This is a genomic window from Azospirillum canadense (genome assembly GCF_025961225.1).
Taxonomy (GTDB): Bacteria; Pseudomonadota; Alphaproteobacteria; order Azospirillales; family Azospirillaceae; genus Azospirillum; species Azospirillum canadense.
Window position 1 is genome coordinate 2,804,788 of sequence record NZ_JAOQNG010000001.1, and the last position, 18,524, is coordinate 2,823,311.

Genomic DNA, 18,524 nt, shown 5'->3' on the forward strand with positions numbered 1-18,524 from the left:
ACCCAACCTAAGCCGTCACCGTGTCACAGCCCGTCGATGTAGGTCAGCAGCGGGTCCCAGTCGGCGCGGTGCTCCGCCGCGCGCTTGCCGGTGAGGTCGAAGAGGCTGAGGCCCGATGCGGCGGCGTCCGCGTAGATCTGGCTGTCGCGCAGGCGGGTGACCACGCGGTGCCCCACCCCGCCCAGGAACTGGTCCAGCCGGTCGGCGGCCTTGGTCCGGGCGCGCAGGCGGTTGCCGACCACGGCGACCGACTTGCGGTTCTTGGCGATCGACTTCAGTTCCTCCAGCTTGCCGAGGAAGCGCTGGGTCGCCTGCTCGTCGAAGGCGCTGGGCAGGACCGGCAGGACGACGATGTCGACCATCCGGACCAGATCCTCGATCTGCTTGGTCTTCAGCGCTGCGGGCGCGTCGATGATCAGGCGTTGCGTGCCCTTTGGCGCATCGCCGAAATCCTTCGCCCAGTCGAGCCCGACCAGGGCTGGCGCCGTGCGCGGCCGGCGCTCCAGCCAGCCGAGCGAGGAGCGCTGGCGGTCCACGTCGGCCAGCACGGTGCTGTGCCCCGTCCCGGCGTAGGCGGCGGCGAGGTGGGTGGCGATGGTGGTCTTGCCGCAGCCGCCCTTGATGTTCGCGACGAGGATTGTGCGCATGGCCGGAAAGACTACTCCTCCCGGTCCGGCTTTGGCCAGAAGGGTTTCGCACCGGCAAAACCCTCCCACAGGCCGACCAGCGTCGCCTCCGCGTCGGCCACGCCGCGGGCGTGCCAGCCGATGACGATGCCGGCCGCGCGCGGCTCGCCCGGCGCCGGGCGGCTGCCGTCGTCGTGCAGCTCGTGCAGCAGGCGGGTCGCCGTCGCCACGTCGTTCAGGTGGCCCAGCGCGTCCTGGAAGGCGGCCAGCTGCTGGATGTAGCGGCGCGCCGGCTTGTCCTCGTGCAGGCTGCGGAAGAACTCCGCGGCGTAGCGCAGCTTCTTCAGCGCGATGCGCAGCTCGTGCCGCTCCGTCACCGACAGGTCAGCGAAGCCCTGGCCGGCGCGGCGGGCCTTCTTGGCGCGACGCGACAGCAAGTGGTCGGCGAGCCCCTCGACCGGGTCGAACAGGCGGGCCGAATGCTCGCTGACGCGCTGGGCGCGCCAGCCGCGCGACTCCACCCAGGCGCCGACCTTCAGCAGCATCGTGGTGTAGCGCTCCGACAGGATCGCCTCGCGCGCCGCCTCGTAGGCGCGGTCGCGCTTCGCCCGCGCCGCGGCGGCCAGCGCGTCGATGTCCTCCTGCAACGGCTTGCCGTGCCCGTCGGCGCGGTGGAAGGCCTCGCGCACCGGCTCCAGAAGCTCGGTCAGGAAGACGTCCCAGTCGCGCGCCGGGCCGAGGTTGGCGGCCAGCCACTTCACCTCCCCCGCCAGCCAGCCGTACTGGTCGGCCGGGATGAAGTCGCGGAACAGGGCGAGCGCGGAGCGCAGGCGGCGCAACGCCACGCGCATCTGGTGAATGCCTTCCGGATCCTCCCCCTTCACCGAAACGGCCTCGTTGGCGGCCATGTGGTTGACGCAGGTCCGCACGATGCGGGCGATGGCGCCCTCCACCGTCGTGTCGGCGTCCAGCTCCAGCTTGCCGGCCTTGACGACCCCCTCCTCCTGCCCGTCGGCCAGCGCGTAGCCGCGCGACGCCTTGGTGCGCGGGTCGAGCCGCAGGGGCGCCACGGCCGCCAGCTCCAGCGCAAGGTCGTAGAGGGCGGCGGGCGAGCCGCTCTGCAACTCCAGTTCCACCTCTGAGATGGGGACGGAGCCGCCCTCCGGCGTGCGGATGTCCCCGCGGTCGAAAGCGACCTCGATGCCGGCGGCCTCCTCGCCATCCGCTTCACCTTGGCGCAGGGTCACGACCTGGGTCGTGCGCTCCACCACCGTGGTGAAGAGGGGGCGCAGCTCCGATTCAGACACCGGGCCGAGCAGGTCCAGCGCCTCCGGGTCGGTGATGCGCGACAGGTCGGGCGTGGGGCTGTCGATGGGGCATTCCCACTCCGCCCGGCCGAGCCCGTCGGGATCGGGGGCGCCTTTCACGGTCTGGAGATAGCGGTCGCCGACCTTTCGCACGCGCACGGTGACCAGACGCCCGACCAGACGGCGGTCGGCGGTGTCGAAATAGGTGCTTTCCAACGCCTTGGTCGCCGCCGCCCCGGAGGCCCGCGCGGCGATCGCCGGGGAGGACCGGAGCTTCTCCATGTCGTCGGGCGAAACGGCCAGCTTCAGTTCCGTTTCCCGGTTGGACTCCGCGTCGACCATATGTGCCCCGCCAATTGCCGGAGGCCCCGTGGTTGCACAGGCCCCCGCACCGGTCAAGTTACAGAACTGTTACAGCCTCACCGACTGCGGCCGATCGCCGCAAGGTCTGCGTCCCGCAGCGGCGGTGGGATCAGGCTGGTTTCTCCAACACCAGCAGCTTCGACATGAAGGCCAGCGACTCCTCCCGCGGCCGCAGCCCGGCGGCGGTGAACAGCGCCCCCAGGTCGTCGCGCGCGTAATGGGCGTAGAAGGGCTCGTGGAAGGCCTGCGGGAAGATGTCCAGCAGCCCGTCCATGGCCGGGTTGTCGCCGTACTGGAGGCTGTCCATGAAGACCAGGATGCCGCCGGGCTTCAGCACGCGCGCCATCTCCTTTGCCACCTGGGCGCGGATCTTGGGCGGCAGCTCGTGGAACAGATAGATGCAGGTGACGATGTCCTGCGTGCCCTCGGCCAGCGGAATCGCCTCCGCGGCGCCCTGCACCAGCGCGGCGCTGCGCGCCCAAGGGGCGAGATTGCGCCGCACCTCCCGCAGGTAGGCCGGGGAGAGGTCGAGCGCGGTGACCGGCAGCCGCGGGTGGTTGTCCTTCACGAAGGTCAGGAAACGCCCGGTTCCGGCCGCCACGTCCAGCAGGCGGCAGTCTACGCTGCGCCGGTCGCGCAGGTGCTTGACGATCGGCACCAGCGCCTGCCGCCGCATGGCGTCGGCCCCGCCGCCGAACAGCACCTCCACCTGATGGTCGTACAGGCGCGCGCTCTCCTCCGTCAGGTAGCCGCCGGTCTGGTAGTGGAAGTTCTGGCGGTAATAGGCGGGCAGGCTTTCGGAACCGGGCGGCGGGTTGGCGCGCACCTCCGTCGCCACATGGTCGCGGCGTCGGCGGGAGACGAGCGGCACGTCGCGGAAGAAGGCCGCGGCGTCGGCCAGCACGCGGCGCGGATCGGGCACCAGGTCGTGCGGCAGCCGGTACCAGCCCGCCTCGATGTTGGCGAGGTCGCGGGCCAGCAGGGCGCGCAACTCCTCCAGGATGGCGCGCGTGTCGGGGATGGGCTTGTCGGTCGGGTGCGCCACCCGATTGCGGCCGGTGATGCGCGCGCCAAGCCTCGCGGCCAGCATGTATTGACCGAGGTACCAGGCGACGCGGGCCGACTGGCTGGCGGCGTAGGCCACGCGCGGAACCAGCCGGGAAGGGGCATGGGACGGGGCGCAGGGGTGGGAATGCGGTGATGTCGTGCTCATGGATAAAAGATGGGATCGCTTTCCTCAGCCGCCCACCACCCACGCCCACCGCCCATCCGTTTTCGCCGCATCCGACCGACCACGCGGGGCGTTGCAAAGCGGGCGTCCCTGTGCTGCATTGCGCCCCAAAACAGGCAATGTCCAAAACTCGCAACCTTGGGGAAACAGCGGCCATGACCGAGTTCAACACCATCAATGACCTTAGCGTGAGCGGCAAGACGGTGCTGGTGCGCGCCGACCTGAACGTTCCGATGCAGGATGGCAAGGTATCGGACACGACCCGCATCGACCGGCTGGCGCCGACCCTGACCGAGCTGTCCAAGAAGGGTGCCAAGGTCGTGGTGCTGTCGCACTTCGGCCGCCCGAAGAACGGTCCGGACGCCAAGAACTCCCTGCGCAACGTGCTGGACGCGCTCAGCGCCGCCGTCGGCCAGAGCGTCGCCTTCGGCGAGGACTGCGTGGGCGACAAGGCCAAGCAGGCCATCGCCGGCGTGCAGCCGGGCGGCATCGTGCTGCTGGAGAACACCCGCTTCCATCCTGAGGAAGAGAAGAACGACCCCGCCTTCGCCAAGCAGATCGCCGAGCTGGGCGACCTGTACGTCAACGACGCCTTCTCCGCCGCTCACCGCGCCCACGCCTCCACCGAAGGGGTGGCGCAGTACCTCCCGGCCGCCGCCGGCCGGCTGATGCAGGCGGAGCTGGAGGCGCTGACCAAGGCGCTGGAGAAGCCGGAGCGCCCGGTCGCCGCGGTGGTCGGTGGGGCCAAGATCTCGACCAAGCTCGACCTGCTGGGCAACCTGGTGCGCAAGGTCGACATGCTGGCGCTGGGCGGCGGCATGGCCAACACCTTCCTCTACGCCCAGGGCGTCGATGTCGGCGCCTCGCTGTGCGAGAAGGACATGGCCGACCAGGCGCGCGCCATCATGGAGACGGCCAAGGCGGCCAACTGTGAGCTTCTGCTGCCCGTGGACTTCATCGTTGCCAAGGAGTTCAAGGCGGGGGCGGCCAACCGCGCCGTCGCCGCCAACGCCATCGGCGCGGATGAGATGGCGCTGGATGTCGGGCCGAAGACGGTGGAGTTCCTCGGCCTGAAGCTGCAGGGCGCCAAGACCATCGTGTGGAACGGCCCGCTCGGCGCCTTCGAGATCCAGCCGTTCGACGGCGGCACCAACGCGGTGGCCGGTCTGGTCGCCGAGCGCACGGCGGAAGGCGGGCTGCTGTCGGTGGCCGGCGGCGGCGACACGGTGGCCGCCCTGGCCCACGCCGGCGTGGAAGAGAAGTTCACCTACATCTCCGCCGCCGGCGGCGCCTTCCTGGAATGGCTGGAAGGCAAGGACCTGCCCGGCGTCGCCGCGCTGAAAAAGAAGTAAGCGGCCCATCGACGAAAAGGCCCATCCCCGGCGACGGGGATGGGCCTTTTTCGTTTGGGGACCGTTGGGTTACCGCGGCAACGGCAGCGGGGCCAGGGGAGAGACCGCCGGGCTGTCGTCTTCCCCGGGAACGCCGGGAACGGCGCCGGGCGGCAGCAGGGCGTAGAGCGCCTTCACGTAGCGGGCCAACGCGTCGCGGCCGTCCGGCGTCAGGCTGTAGAAGGATTGCGGGCGCCCATCGCCGCTTTCGCGGCGGACCGACACATAGCCGGCGGCCACCAGCTTCTTCATGTGCGAGTCCAAGTTGCCGTCGGATACGTCGAGCCGGCCCTTGATCTCGCTGAAGGTCGCCTCCCCCGCGCCGGCGAGGTAAGCGGCAAGCTGGGTTCGCAGCGGCTGGTGCAGCAGCGGGTCGAGCGATTCCATTCCTGCCTCTGGTCCTGACTCTGTCCTGTTGCGCAAGGTCCTGTTGCGCGGGTGGGGCGGCGCGGCCGCCCGGTTCCTACTTGCCCGCGTCGGTCTTGGCGTCGAAGGTCACCGACAGCACGCCCGGATCGGTGCCGTTGCCGCCCGGCAGAAGCACCTCGATCCGGCCGCTGTTGGCCTGGTCGCCGCGCAGCCACTCCTTGCCGTCGAAGCTGACCCATTCGCGATAAATGTAGATATCCCGCGCGGTACTCACTTCCAGCATCTTTTCGTCGCTGCGCTTCAGCAGCGTGCCCTTCACCGTCGCCTTTACGGGCAGCGGCGCCCCTTCCGGATAGAACATCACAAAATTCTTGTCGGCGGGGGCTGGCTGGCCGAAGCGCACGACCGGCACATTGGCCATATCGGCGGCAGTCGGCGGGAAGCCGGCGCAGGCGGTCAGAGTGGCGGCGGCGGCCAGGCACAGCAGGGCGCCGGACAGACGGGAGGCGTTACCACACTTCATGGTTCGGTTTCCTTGTTCGATTGTTGTCGTTGATGAGCGCCGACGACGACAGCCCTGCGGCTGCCTCGCTGCCGTCAGTGGTCGCCGGCGGGAAGCCGGACGATGTTGAGGGACGTGTCCACGGCCGGACCGCGGACGGGGTCCAGGGTGATGGAAATGTCCGGTATCGTGATCGCGATCCGCCCCCGCGCGTTCATCCAGGGACCGTCGCCGACGCGAAAGCGCTCGGTCGGCGTGCCGTCCTGGATCAGCACCTCGACGGAATGCTTCGTGGCCAGAGGCAATTGCAGCGGAGCCCCGGCGTCCAGCAGGTCGCCGGTCAGGGCCAGGGTGACCGGCAACGCGGTGCCGGCGGGCACCAGCACCCGCACCGGCCCGCTGGTGACGGGGTGGGCGCGGTAGGCATCCAGCGTCAGGCGCGGCAAGGCGTCGCCCGGCCCCGCCCAATCGGCGGAATAGACCGCCAGCGGCACGCCCAGCACCACGGCGATCCAGCCCGCCGTCTGCGCCAGACGGTGCCAGAAGGGCCGGCTGCGCCCGTGGTCGAGCATACCCGCCACCAGCGGCAGCCCCAGCCCGCTGACGGACGCGGCGAGCCAGCGCGTCGCCTCGTACGGCAGCCGGGTGGCCAGCGCCCCCGCCCCCATCAGGATAGCGGTGGCGCCGATCCATTCCAGCAGCTCCTCGGAAAACAGGCCGTGCACGTAGAGCCCGATGCCGAGCAGGATGATCCAGGCGGAACACACCATATAGCCGCCCCCGAAGAAGAAGGTCGCGAAGGTCAGCAGCGTTCCCATCGCCATCAGAAGCCACCAGACCTTCAGGATCTGCCGGTGGACGAAGGACCAGGTTTCGTCCCGCCGCCGCTTCACGCGGCGGGTCAGGTAAAGGTCCACCAGCCCCGCGGTGCCAAGCACCGCCGTCAGGAGCGCCAGCCACGCGAAGGCCCGCATCTCGTTCGAGGGGATCTGCTGCGGGGTGAACACCCAGTCGCTGACCACCAGCAACCCGCCGCCCGCCAGCCCCCACAGGAGCAGCGTGTGCCGTTCGATCCGCAGGTTGCGGTGGCCGGACGACAGCATGGATTGGATGGACAGAAGCTGGCGGGTGACGGCGTCGCTCACGGCGTGGCCCTTGTTACTCTGTGATGCAGAGTAACTACGCTCTGAGATTCAGAGTGTCAAGCGGCTTTCGCGAACTTTCATCCAGCGCCACAACCGCGTCACCCGGATGGAGCGTTCCGCAACGCCGGTCGGCTTTTTCGCCTTGCATATGACCGCGTCATCGCCGATATAAGCGGCGGGAGGCTGGCGGCGGACGTGTCCCTCGCCAACCCGGTCAGGTCCGGAAGGAAGCAGCCGCAACGAGTTACGGCTCGGGTCGTTTGTCCAGTCTCCCACCCTTATCCCTTTCAAACGTGGTAGCGAATTGAAACGGCGACAGCCCCGCGCCGTGACGCTATTCTGCGCTCCGTCGTGAAGCCGATTTCCGGGCCAGCCGCGTGACCGATACCACTGTTGCCGATACCGCCATCTCCGAGCCTGCCAGCACGTCGTCGAACGGGCTCGCCTACCGGGTTCTGGCGCGCAAGTACCGCCCCAAGACCTTCGCCGAGCTGATCGGGCAGGACGCGCTGGTCCGCACGCTGACCAACGCCATCAATTCCGGCCGCATCGCCCAGGCCTTCATGCTGACGGGCGTGCGCGGCGTGGGCAAGACCACCACCGCCCGCATCATCGCCCGCGCGCTGAACTGCACCGGGCCGGACGGCCAGGGCGGGCCGACGGTGACGCCCTGCGGCGTGTGCGACAACTGCCGCGCCATCGCGGAGGACCGGCACGTCGACGTGATGGAGATGGACGCCGCCAGCCACACCGGCGTGGACGACATCCGCGAGATCATCGAGGGCGTGCGCTACGCCCCCGTCTCGGCGCGCTACAAGCTGTACATCATCGACGAGGTCCACATGCTCTCCAAGAGCGCGTTCAACGCGCTCCTGAAGACGCTGGAGGAACCGCCGGCCCATGTGAAGTTCGTCTTCGCCACCACCGAGATCCGCAAGGTGCCGGTGACGGTGCTGTCCCGCTGCCAGCGGTTCGACCTGCGGCGCGTCGACGCCCAGGTGCTGAAGGACCACTTCACCCGCGTGACGGCGCAGGAAGGCGCCGGCATCGAGCCGGACGCGGCCAGCCTGATCGCGCGCGCCGCCGACGGGTCGGTGCGCGACGGGCTGTCGCTGCTCGACCAGGCGATCGCGCTGGCGGCCGGCACGGTGACCGCGCAGCAGGTGCGCGACATGCTGGGCCTCGCCGACCGGTCGAAGGTGATCGACCTGTTCGAGGCCGCCGTCTCCGCAAGGCCCGCGGAGGCCATGGACATCCTGGCCGACCTGCACCGGGTCGGCGCCGACCCGGTGGTGATCCTGCAGGATCTGCTGGACCTCGTGCACAATCTGACCCGCCTGAAGGTGGTGCCGGACACGGCCAACGACCCCGGCCTTCCGGAGGCGGAGCGGACCCGCGGCGCCTCCCTGTCCGGCAAGCTCGGCATGCCGGCGCTGACCCGCGCCTGGCAGCTTCTGCTGAAGGGGCTGGGCGAGGTGCAGGCCGCCCCCGTGCCGCAGCAGGCGCTGGAGATGGTCATCGTGCGGCTGGCCTACGCCGCCGACCTGCCAACTCCGGGCGACCTGATCCGGCAGTTCCAGAACCTGACCAACGGCGGCGGTGCCGGCAACGGAAACGGCGGCAATGGCGGAGGCCCGGCGCCGCGCGGCCCCGGCGGCGGGCCGGTGGCGGTCGCCGGCAACGGCCTGCGCGCCGTCGCCCGCCCGGCGGAGGCGCCCCAAGCGGCCGCCCCCCAGCCCACGCCGGCCGTCGCCGTGGCCTCCGCCGTGCCGGAGGAGGAGCGCGTGGCCATGCCGCGCGACTTCCGCACGCTGGTGCAGGTGTTCGCGGAGAAGCGCGAAGGCGCGCTGTACGGCCACCTGACCGGCAGCGTCCATTTCGTGCGCATGGAGCCGGGACGGCTGGAACTGCGCTTGGCATCCCTGGCGCCGGCCACCTTGCCGAATCGCGTCGGCCAGCTGTTGTCGGAATGGACGGGCCAGCGCTGGGTCGTCATCGTGTCCGACGCGCCGGGCGAGCCGACGCTGATCCAGCAGGAGCAGGCCGCCCAGCAGCGCGCGCTGGAGGAGGCGCAGGCCAACCCGGTGGTGCGCGCCGTGCTGGACGCCTTCCCCGGCGCCAAGATCACCGACGTCCGCGACCTCGCGGCCGTTGCCGAATCGGAGCCGGCGGTTGCCGACGACGGCGAGAGTCCCGACCTTATGGTCGTACAGCAGGAAGACGGGGTTTATTACCCGCTCGACGATGAAGGAGATTTCTGACCCATGAAGAACCTCGGCCAGATGATGAAGCAGGCCCAGCAGATGCAGTCCAAGATGCAGGAGATGCAGTCCCGCCTGGGCGAGGTTGAGGTGGCGGGCCAGTCGGGCGCCGGCATGGTCAACGTCACCGTCAACGGCAAGGGCGAGATGAAGAAGATCAAGCTCGACAAGTCCATCGTCGACCCGGAGGACGTCGAGGTCCTGGAGGACCTGATCATCGCTGCCTTCAACGACGCCAAGGCCAAGGTCGAGCAGCACGTCGCCGAAGAGACGCAGAAGTTGATGGGCGGCCTGAAGCTGCCGCCGGGCATGAAGCTGCCGTTCTAAGACACGGCAGCCAGTATTCGAGAGCGGATAAACGCGGCACTATCAATGGCGTATATCCGCTCTCGCTTGCGCCATAGCAGGACAACTCTTGAGCCGATTCCGAGTTGATGGAAGCGCTCCGCACTCTCTGCGGCCGCGAAGTGGTCACGTGCCCGACTACCCCGGATAACCCATTTCAGACAAAATGCTTTGTTCTTTTTGGTGAGCAGGTTAATTTGCGCTACTGCCGCAAGAAACTTCCTCAGGGTTGCGCGCACGCCAAAGCACACAATCATTCATTCAAAGAGAGCGTTAAATGAACATGATCACCAAAGGCTTATCTCCTGATGCTGTGAGCAACCAAAAGACAATTGATGAGCTTGAGGCTTGTCTTAAGAGCTATGTTGCCCCAGTCGTTCTCGAACTGGGTGTCGCTAGAAGCAACCCGAACATTGACACCACTCACAAATATTTAGTGCCGCAATACAAAGAATGGGTTGGCAGCGACATCCAAGCAGGAATCGATGTATCCGTTGTCGCTGATGTTCATAGGCTGACCGATAAAGTCGCGGTAAATTCTTTTGATATTGTAATGACGTGCTCAGGATTTGAGCATTTCAAGTTTCCATACAAAGCCGCGCATGAGATCATGAAGTGCCTAAAGGTTGGTGGCTTGGTTTTCATCCAAACTCACCAAACATTCTCTTTGCATGGGTATCCGTACGATTACTTCCGCTTCTCAACGAACGCTTTGGAAGCGTTATTCCCCAAATCCATGGGCATGAACGTCAAGGGGTCATGGTATAAGTACCCCGCCCAAATTCATCAGGAATCGCATCCAGATTTTAAGAATTACCCCGCATGGCTGAATTCCTGCGTTTGGGCGATTAAAGAATTCGACACCCCAAGCGAGTGGATTTATGAATTTGATGCCGAAGTATGAAATAAAGGAGCGATCACGGACGACTTAATGCTTGCAATTCATCTCTAGGTGAAACTACCGGTAAGCTCGGGTGTTGGATAAGAAGCACATAGACCCAGATGCATATGAAAGTTAGCATTTCGTCCCTCCGCGCCTGCAACCTGGGCGGTTGTTGCTACAAGGTGATGTCATGATCGGACCTGAAATCGAGCGCCTGATCCAGCTCCTGTCCAAGCTGCCGGGGCTGGGGCCGCGGTCGGCGCGGCGGGCGGCGCTGCACCTGATGAAGCGGCGCGACACCCTGCTCGTGCCGCTGTCGGAATCCATGGCGCTCGCCGCGGAGTCGATCCGCAACTGCTCGGTCTGCGGCAATCTCGACAGCCGCGATCCCTGCTCCGTCTGCTCCGACCACACGCGCGACCGCGCGGTGATCTGCGTGGTGGAGGACGCCGGCGACCTGTGGGCGCTGGAGCGCACGCGGGCCTTCCGCGGCACCTACCACGTGCTGGGCGGCACACTGTCGGCCCTGCAGGGCGTCGGTCCGGACGACCTGAACATTCCGTCGCTGGTGGAACGGGCCAAGGACCCGGCCGTCAAGGAGGTCATCCTGGCGCTGAACGCGACCGTGGACGGCCAGACCACCGCCCATGTCGTGACCGACCGGCTGGCCGGCAGCGGCGTCTCCGTCTCCCGTCTCGCCCACGGTGTTCCGGTCGGCGGCGAGTTGGACTACCTCGACGACGGCACCCTGACCGCCGCGCTGAAGGCACGGCGCCCTCTTTAGGGTTTTTCCCAAGCCGCTGGTCTCTTATACTCCGCTGATCCAGCTTGCGGAGTCCCCATGCGCACGGCCGTCCTGACCTTCGACGGGTTCAACGAACTCGACAGCTTTATCGCGTCGGCCATCCTGAACCGGGTGAAACGGCCGGGCTGGAGCGCCGAGATCATCAGCCCCACACCGTTCGTCACCTCCATGAACGGCGTGCGGGTGGAACGGCAGCAGCCGCTGTCCTTCGCGCGGGAGGCCGACTTCGTTCTGGTCGGCAGCGGCGTGCGGACGCGCGACATCGCCAGGGACGCGGCAATCCTGGACGAGTTGCGGCTCGACCCCAGGCGGCAGTTGATCGGGGCGCAGTGCAGCGGCGCGCTGATCCTGAAGGCGCTGGGGCTGCTGGAAGACGTGCCGGCCTGCACCGACACCGTCACCAAGCCCTGGGCGGTTGAGGCGGGCATCACCGTGCTGGAGCGGCCCTTCCACGCTGTGGGGAACATTGCGACGGCCGGCGGCTGCCTGGCGTCGCATTACCTCGCGGGCTGGGCGATCGCCCGTCGCGCCAGCCCTGCCGAAGCCGAGTCGATCCTGCACTATGTCGCGCCGGTCGGTGAGAAGGACGAGTACGCGGCGCGGGCGATGGCGGCCATCGGCCCCTACATCGAAAAACCGGCGACCGCAGCCCCCCTTTGATCGGAGCCGCCGCTTCTACCCGTTGCGGATCTTCTGTACGAAGTCGCCGACCGACCGGTGCAGGGCGTCCGACTGGCTGCTGAGGTCGTTCGCGGCGACCAGCACCTCCGAGGCGGCCTTGCCCGCCTCGCCGGAGGCTTGGTTCATGCTGGCGATGTTCTGCGACACCAGTTCGGTGCCGTTCGCCGCCTGCTGCACGTTGCGGGCGATTTCGCCCGTCGCGGCGCTCTGCTGCTCCACCGCCGCAGCGATCGACGCGGCGATCTCGTTCACCCGCTGGACCGTGTCGGCGATGACGCGGATCGTGCTGACGGCGTTCCCCGTCTCCTTCTGGATGGCCATGATCTGGCCGGTGATCTCCTCGGTCGCCTTGGCGGTCTGGGTGGCGAGGCTCTTCACCTCGGACGCCACCACGGCAAAGCCCTTGCCGGCCTCTCCGGCCCGCGCCGCCTCGATGGTCGCGTTCAGGGCCAGCAGGTTGGTCTGGCCGGCAATGGAGTTGATCAGCTGAACGACGCTGCCGATGCGCTCGGCGGCCCCGGACAACCCCTCCACCGTCTCGTTGGTACGCTGGGCCTGCTCCACGGCTGTCTGGCTGATGGTGGTGGCGGTTTCCACCTGGCGGGCGATCTCGGCGATGGAGCTGGTCAGTTCCTCCGTGGCCACGGCGACGGTCTGGACGTTGCTGGACGACTGCTGGGTCGTCACGGCGACCGAGGACGCCTGGCGGGAGGTCTGGTCGGCGATCACCGACATGTTCTGCGCGTTGGACTGAAGCAGTTCGGCCGAGCGGGACACCGCCATGACCACACCCTGGACGCTGGCCTCGAAGCTGTCGGCCAGCGCGGCCATGGCCCGCTGCTTCTCTTCCTGGGCGCGGTGCTCGGCTTGGCGGGCCTCCTCTTCCATGGCGTGATTGCGGATCAGGTTGTCCTTGAACACCTGCACGGACGCGGCCATCGCGCCGATTTCGTCGCCACGGCCGACGCCGGGCACCGCGACCGCGCTGTCACCCCGGGCGAGCCGCTCCATCGCTGAGGTCATCGCGGTCATCGGGCGGGCAATGCCGTTGCCGATCAGCCATGCCAGAAGCGCACCGACCAAGACCGCAGCCGGCGTCAGGAGTCCGGCCATCGTCACGACCGCGTCGGCGAACTCGGTGGCGTTCGTGCGCGCTTTGCTCTGGAAGGCCGCGGCGGCATCGCGGATCGCCTTGGACTTCCCGGCCATGCCGACGCCCAAGGGGCTCAGCCGCTCGTCGCGGATTTTGGAGAGGTTCGCCATGGACCGGTCGATGGACGCGATGCCCTCCACGAAGGGCTTCATCATGCCATCGACCGCGGCGAGGCGTTCAGCCTGCCCGGCGGCCAGGCGCTGTGCCTTGAGGGTCTGCATGGCCTGCGTGGCGGCATCGAGGTACTTGGTGACCGTGTCGAAGCCGAAGGCGCCGTCGCCCATCAGGATCCGCAGCAGCACGACACGGGCCGTCCACACGCTCTCGGACACCTGCCCGATGGCCGCCACCGCGGCCAGGTTGCCGGCCTCCGTCTCGCCGTCGCGCAACTCCAGGAGCAGACCGCGGATTTTCGAACCCGCGTCGTAGGCGACGGACGCGATGAGGCGTTCGCGCTCCTCCCTGGCCCGGACGGCGTCGTCCAAAGCCGCGAGATACTGGACCTGAAGCTCCAGGATCTCGTCGACCGCTTGGCGAACATTCTCGCGGTCGATCAATCCGCGGGCCTTGATCAGCTCCTCTCGCGCCAGCCCGATTCCGTCGCGGGCATTCTTGGCGTTGACGTCCCCGCCGGCATAGACGTAGCGGGTTGCGCCCAGGCGTCCCTGAAGCAGGGCCGTGTCGCTGCCCGCCACCAACTCGACAATGCGCGCCTGGGTGGCGAAAGCGGCAAGGCTGTCGTTCGCAACCGACGCATTCCACCACGAAATACCGCCGACGGCGACCAGCATCACCATCACAGCTCCCAAACCGAGGGCCACCTTGGCCCGCATCTTCAAATTCTGGAACATCCTGGATTTCCCGTACAGGAGCGAGGCAAGCGGATCGGACCAATCCCGAGGCGCGCCACCGAGGAGCACCCCATCGCTTCCAACGAGAGCATACGACAATATGCATAGCACGCAATTTGTGCAGCAAACTTTCCGTTTGTTTCACGCAATGTTGCCGCCGAGCAACATCCCATCATCAGTGCCGGCCCTCGCCGGTGCGACGGAAGTTTTTGCCCCGGCGCACACGAAAAAAGCCCCCGACGATGGGTCGGGGGCTTTTCCGGCCATCAAACCCGGCCATCAAACGATGATGGCCATCGAACGGCGATGGATGACGCGGGCGATTACTGCGGCAGCGGGGCCGGGCTGTCGGACAGGGAGCGGAGATAGGCGATGATGTTCGCGCGCTCCTGGTCCTTCTTCACGCCGGCGAAGGTCATCTTGGTGCCCGGCGCGTAGGCCTTCGGGTCGTAGATGAACTTGTTCAGTTCCGCATAATCCCAGTTGCCGGCATGGCCCTTGATGGCGTCGGAATAGGCGAAGCCTTCCATGTGGCCGTGCTTGGACCCGACGATGCCGTACAGGTTCGGGCCGACCTTGGCCGCCGCACCCTTGTCGAAGCTGTGGCACGAGGCGCAGGCCTTGGCCGCGGCCTGGCCGGCGGCGGGATCGGCCTTGGCGAGCAGCGGAGCGATGTCCCCCGGGCCGGCCGGCGCGCCGCCACCGCCCTTGGTGTCGCCACCCTTGCTTTCCGGGACCGCGATGACATAGGCGGCCTTCTCCGGCGTCTTCGGGTGCACCAGGACTTCCGACATGAAACCGGTCAACATGGCGATCAGCCCCGCCAACAGCACGGCGCCGAAGATCTTGTTCCACTCCATGCTCATACGTCTCGATCCCTTTTTGGTTTGTGCCCCGGGGTTTGACTGCCCTGGCTGGTGGCGTTTCCTTGGAACGATAGCCTGACCGCGGCGGGTTGTCACCGCCCAGCGCCGCGCATCCCCATCCTGCATGCCACAGGAATGTTGGGACCACGACGCTTGACGAAAAGTGGGATCCATGGTTCACCCGCGCCACCCAGAGACGTGATACGGCTCCTACTCATGAACACCGGCCCCTTGAGCACCGCCAGCCCGCCGCCCTCCAACCCCATCGTGGTCATCCCGGCCCGCATGGCGTCGACCCGCCTGCCCGGCAAGCCGCTGGCGGACATCTCCGGCGCGCCGATGATCGTGCAGGTCTGGCGCCGCGCCGTGGAGGCGGAGATCGGCCCCGTGGTCGTCGCCTGCGCCGAGCCGGAGATCGCCAAGGCCGTGGAAGCGGCCGGCGGCACCGCCGTGCTGACCCGGCCGGACCACCCCTCGGGCTCCGATCGCATCTTTGAGGCGGTCAGCCTGCTCGACCCCGACGGCAAGTTCGACGCGGTGGTCAACGTGCAGGGCGACCTGCCGACCATCGAGCCCGCGACCGTGCGCGCCGCCTTCGCACCGCTGTCCGACCCACAGGTGGACATCGCCACGCTGGTGGTGGAGATCACGCGGGAGGAGGAGCGGACCGACCCCAACGTGGTCAAGGCCGTGCTGGAGCTGCCGCCGGGATCCCGGCGTGGGCGGGCGCTGTACTTCACCCGCGCCACCGCCCCCTGGGGCGACGGGCCGCTGTTCCACCACATCGGCCTGTACGCCTACCGCCGCGCCGCGCTGGAGCGTTACGTCCGCCTGCCGCCCTCCGCCCTGGAGCAGCGGGAGCGGCTGGAGCAGCTGCGCGCGCTGGCCTTCGGCATGCGAATCGACGCCGCGGTCGTTGACGCGGTTCCGCTCGGCGTCGATACTCCCGCGGACCTGGAACGCGCCCGCGTGATCCTGGCGAAACGCACTTCCCCTTAAATAAAGACCCGCCGATGCCGAACTCGAACGTGATCGCCTTCCAGGGCTTCCCCGGCGCCTATTCGGACCTGTCCTGCCGGACGGTCTTCCCGACCATGACGACGCTGCCCTGCGCCACGTTCGAGGACGCCTTCGCCGCCGTGCGCGAGGGGCGTGCGGAACTCGCCATGATCCCGGTGGAGAACTCCGTCGCCGGCCGTGTGGCGGACAACCACCACCTGCTGCCCGAAGGCGGCCTGCACATCATCGGCGAGCATTTCCAGCGCGTGAACCACCAGCTGCTGGCCCCGAAGGGGGCCACACTGGCCGGGCTGAAGACGGTGCGCAGCCACATCCAGGCGCTGTCGCAGTGCCGGAAGATGACGCGGGAGCTGGGGCTCCAGGCCATCAGCCACGCCGACACGGCCGGGGCCGCGGCGGAGATCGCGAAGCTGAACGACCCGCAGCACGCGGCCATCGCCTCCTCGCTCGCCGCGGAGATCTACGGGCTCGACATCCTGAAGGGCAGCATCGAGGACGCGGAGCACAACACCACCCGCTTCCTGATCCTGGCCCGCGAGCCGAAGCTGCCGCCGGTGGGCCAAGGCAAGACCATCACCACCTTCGTCTTCCGCGTCCGCAGCGTGCCGGCCGCGCTGTACAAGGCGATGGGCGGCTTCGCCACCAACGGCATCAACATGACCAAGCTGGAAAGCTACATGGTCGGCGGGCGCTTCACCCAAACCCAGTTCTACGCCGACGTCGAGGGCCACCCCGACGAGAAGTCGCTGCGGCTGGCGCTGGAGGAACTGGATTTCTTCGCCCGCGAGGTGAAGATCCTCGGCGTCTACCCCGCCAACCCCTTCCGCTACCAGGAAAGCCAGCGGGTCGGCGAGGACTGACGGAATTTAGGAATTTGGGGTGAGGCCGCTCCTCACCCCTCCTCCGCGATCCATTCGTCGATCATCCGGCGCGCGATGCTGTCCGGCCGGGCGAGGCGGAATTCCTCGCTGGGCGTGAAGTCGCGCAAGTAGGCGCGGTCGAACCAGCGGGCCGACTCCAACTCGTCCTGGTCGGTCTGGATGTCGAGCGTCACCGCCCGCGCGCTGAAGCCCAGCATCAGGGACGACGGGAAGGGCCAGGGCTGCGAGGAATGGTAGCGGACGTCGGTGACGACCAGCCCGACCTCCTCCAACACCTCGCGCTTCACCGTGTCCTCCAGGCTCTCACCCGGCTCGACGAAGCCGGCGAGCACCGAATGCATGCCGGCCGGGAAGCGGGCGTTGCGGCCCAGCACCATGCGGCCGGCGCCGTCGTGCACCAGCATGATCACCGCGGGGTCGGTGCGCGGGAAATGGTGGGTGGCACAGGCCGGGTTGGTGCAGACGCGCACATGCCCGCCCTCCGCGCTCGCGGCCGGGGAGCCGCAGACTCCGCAGAAGCGGTGCCGCGCGTTCCACCAGAGGATGCCGCGGGCGTAGGCGCAGAGGCCGGCCTCCGTCACGTCCATCAGGGGGCCGACGGCGCGCAGATCCTCGAACCGGCCGAGCCCGGCAAGGGCAGGGTGCTCCTCCGGCGTCTCCAGCGCGCTGACATCCACGGCGAAGAGCGGCTTGCCGTCGAGCAGCCCGAGGAACACCGGTTCGATGCCCCAGTCGCTGCCCGCGGGCAGGAAGACGGCGCGCGTCGATTCGGCCGGGCCGCAGACGAAGCTGCGCGATTGGCTGAGTGGCAGCAGCCGTGCCTCGGGAGAGGCCCAGGCCTCCGCCAGCCAAGCCTGATTCTTGCGGCGCAGGGCCGCGCGGTCGAGCGGGATTCCCGCGTAGGTGTTCGGTCGGTCGCGCATGGGGAAGGAGGCTGCCACAACACCCTGCGGTGCGGAAGGGGCGTCCGGCGCAACCCTCCCCCCGCATTGGCGGTTTGCCTCCGCGGCCCACGCCGCTAGGATGCGCCACCCTTCACGAGCAAGCCGCCGGAGCGACCATGACCGAACCCTGCCCCGCACCCTTGGTTACGCTGGCGGAACGCCTTGCCGACGCGTCGGGCCCGGTCATCCGGACTTACTTCCGCACGCCGGTCGCCGTGGACGACAAGGCCGACAGCTCCCCGGTGACCATCGCCGACCGCGAGGCGGAGCGCGCCATCCGCGCCATCATCGAGGCCGAGCGTCCCGACGACGGCATCTATGGCGAGGAGTTCGGGACCAAGAATCTCGACGCCGAGTGGGTCTGGGTGATCGACCCGATCGACGGCACGAAGTCCTTCATCGCCGGCCGGCCGATCTTCGGCACGCTGATCGCGCTTCTCCACCGTGGCCGTCCCGTGCTGGGCGTCATCGACCAGCCGATCGTCGGGGACCGCTGGCTGGGCGTGGAGGGCCGCCCCACCCTATTCAATGGCCAGCCGGCCCGCGTGCGCGCCTGCGCCGGGGGGCTGGCCGCCGCGACGCTCGGCACCACCTCGCCCGACCTGTTCCCGGGATCGGACATGGACGGATTCCGCCGTGTGGCGGCGACGGCCAAAACCGCGGTCTATGGCGGCGACTGCTACAGCTACGGCCTGCTGGCCGCCGGCTATTACGACCTCGTCGTCGAATCGGGGCTGAAGCTGTACGACTTCGCGGCGCTGGTGCCGGTGGTGACCGGAGCCGGCGGGCTGATGACCGACTGGGACGGCCGGCCGCTGAACGCCGACTCCACCGGCCGCGTGGTCGCCGCTGGCGACGCCCGCACCCACCGCGAAGCCCTGGCCGCTCTGGCGGGATAAG

18 protein-coding genes and 1 other RNA gene are annotated in these 18,524 nt (G+C 68.0%); 10 read left to right on the plus strand and 9 right to left on the minus strand.

Going from position 1 to position 18,524, the window contains the following annotated elements:
- Positions 1–23: 23 nt before the first annotated feature.
- From M2351_RS13355 to M2351_RS13365, 3 genes are all read right to left on the minus strand, one after another.
- Entirely contained in the window at positions 24–647 is a 624-nt protein-coding gene (locus M2351_RS13355; protein ID WP_264656533.1) for a ParA family protein, read from the minus strand.
- An 11-nt stretch (positions 648–658) separates the two neighbouring features.
- A complete protein-coding gene (locus M2351_RS13360; RefSeq protein WP_264656534.1) occupies positions 659–2,275 on the minus strand; it encodes a CYTH and CHAD domain-containing protein in 1,617 nt (538 codons plus the stop codon).
- A 130-nt stretch (positions 2,276–2,405) separates the two neighbouring features.
- Positions 2,406–3,440, minus strand: a complete 1,035-nt coding sequence (locus tag M2351_RS13365; RefSeq protein WP_264656535.1) for a class I SAM-dependent methyltransferase — start codon at positions 3,438–3,440, stop codon at positions 2,406–2,408.
- A gap of 242 nt (positions 3,441–3,682) precedes the next feature.
- On the opposite strand from M2351_RS13365, the gene M2351_RS13370 reads away from it, so the two are divergent.
- Positions 3,683–4,879 (plus strand): phosphoglycerate kinase, encoded by a 1,197-nt coding sequence (locus tag M2351_RS13370; protein WP_264656536.1) that lies wholly within the window; start codon positions 3,683–3,685, stop codon positions 4,877–4,879.
- A 69-nt stretch (positions 4,880–4,948) separates the two neighbouring features.
- Here the strand turns inward: M2351_RS13370 and M2351_RS13375 are convergent, their stop codons facing one another.
- The 3 genes from M2351_RS13375 to M2351_RS13385 all read right to left on the minus strand — a co-directional run bounded on the left by M2351_RS13375 (position 4,949) and on the right by M2351_RS13385 (position 6,934).
- Entirely contained in the window at positions 4,949–5,305 is a 357-nt protein-coding gene (locus tag M2351_RS13375; RefSeq protein WP_264656537.1) for a winged helix-turn-helix domain-containing protein, read from the minus strand.
- Between the two features lie 76 nt (positions 5,306–5,381).
- Positions 5,382–5,810 (minus strand): hypothetical protein, encoded by a 429-nt coding sequence (locus M2351_RS13380; protein ID WP_264656538.1) that lies wholly within the window; start codon positions 5,808–5,810, stop codon positions 5,382–5,384.
- A 74-nt stretch (positions 5,811–5,884) separates the two neighbouring features.
- Positions 5,885–6,934: a hypothetical protein gene (locus M2351_RS13385; protein WP_264656539.1), complete on the minus strand. Its 1,050-nt coding sequence runs from the start codon at positions 6,932–6,934 to the stop codon at positions 5,885–5,887.
- A gap of 178 nt (positions 6,935–7,112) precedes the next feature.
- On the opposite strand from M2351_RS13385, the gene ffs reads away from it, so the two are divergent.
- The 6 genes from ffs (at position 7,113) to M2351_RS13415 (ending at position 11,888) form a co-directional block, all read left to right on the plus strand.
- Positions 7,113–7,210: signal recognition particle sRNA small type (ffs, locus tag M2351_RS13390), an RNA gene on the plus strand.
- A gap of 101 nt (positions 7,211–7,311) precedes the next feature.
- Positions 7,312–9,195, plus strand: coding sequence for a DNA polymerase III subunit gamma/tau (locus M2351_RS13395; RefSeq protein ID WP_264656540.1), 1,884 nt, complete (start codon positions 7,312–7,314; stop codon positions 9,193–9,195).
- Positions 9,196–9,198: 3 nt separating this feature from the next.
- A complete protein-coding gene (locus tag M2351_RS13400) occupies positions 9,199–9,522 on the plus strand; it encodes a YbaB/EbfC family nucleoid-associated protein (protein WP_264656541.1) in 324 nt (107 codons plus the stop codon).
- A 295-nt stretch (positions 9,523–9,817) separates the two neighbouring features.
- The gene (locus tag M2351_RS13405) at positions 9,818–10,444 is read left to right on the plus strand and encodes a class I SAM-dependent methyltransferase (protein WP_264656542.1); all 627 of its coding nucleotides are present in this window, start codon (positions 9,818–9,820) and stop codon (positions 10,442–10,444) included.
- Between the two features lie 169 nt (positions 10,445–10,613).
- Positions 10,614–11,207, plus strand: coding sequence for a recombination mediator RecR (gene recR / locus M2351_RS13410; protein WP_264656543.1), 594 nt, complete (start codon positions 10,614–10,616; stop codon positions 11,205–11,207).
- Between the two features lie 57 nt (positions 11,208–11,264).
- Positions 11,265–11,888: a type 1 glutamine amidotransferase family protein gene (locus M2351_RS13415; RefSeq protein ID WP_264656544.1), complete on the plus strand. Its 624-nt coding sequence runs from the start codon at positions 11,265–11,267 to the stop codon at positions 11,886–11,888.
- Between the two features lie 15 nt (positions 11,889–11,903).
- Here the strand turns inward: M2351_RS13415 and M2351_RS13420 are convergent, their stop codons facing one another.
- A complete protein-coding gene (locus tag M2351_RS13420; RefSeq protein ID WP_264656545.1) occupies positions 11,904–13,913 on the minus strand; it encodes a methyl-accepting chemotaxis protein in 2,010 nt (669 codons plus the stop codon).
- A 323-nt stretch (positions 13,914–14,236) separates the two neighbouring features.
- Positions 14,237–14,779 (minus strand): c-type cytochrome, encoded by a 543-nt coding sequence (locus M2351_RS13425; RefSeq protein WP_264656546.1) that lies wholly within the window; start codon positions 14,777–14,779, stop codon positions 14,237–14,239.
- Between the two features lie 216 nt (positions 14,780–14,995).
- On the opposite strand from M2351_RS13425, the gene M2351_RS13430 reads away from it, so the two are divergent.
- Together M2351_RS13430 and M2351_RS13435 are read left to right on the plus strand one after the other, a co-directional pair.
- The gene (locus M2351_RS13430) at positions 14,996–15,778 is read left to right on the plus strand and encodes a 3-deoxy-manno-octulosonate cytidylyltransferase (protein ID WP_406567383.1); all 783 of its coding nucleotides are present in this window, start codon (positions 14,996–14,998) and stop codon (positions 15,776–15,778) included.
- Positions 15,779–15,792: 14 nt separating this feature from the next.
- A complete protein-coding gene (locus M2351_RS13435; protein ID WP_264656548.1) occupies positions 15,793–16,659 on the plus strand; it encodes a prephenate dehydratase in 867 nt (288 codons plus the stop codon).
- A 32-nt stretch (positions 16,660–16,691) separates the two neighbouring features.
- Here the strand turns inward: M2351_RS13435 and nudC are convergent, their stop codons facing one another.
- Positions 16,692–17,603, minus strand: a complete 912-nt coding sequence (nudC, locus tag M2351_RS13440) for an NAD(+) diphosphatase (protein WP_264656549.1) — start codon at positions 17,601–17,603, stop codon at positions 16,692–16,694.
- Positions 17,604–17,740: 137 nt separating this feature from the next.
- On the opposite strand from nudC, the gene hisN reads away from it, so the two are divergent.
- Positions 17,741–18,523 carry a histidinol-phosphatase gene (hisN, locus tag M2351_RS13445; RefSeq protein ID WP_264656550.1) on the plus strand — a complete coding sequence of 261 codons (783 nt, stop codon included), beginning with the start codon at positions 17,741–17,743 and terminating at the stop codon, positions 18,521–18,523.
- Position 18,524 lies beyond the last annotated feature (1 nt).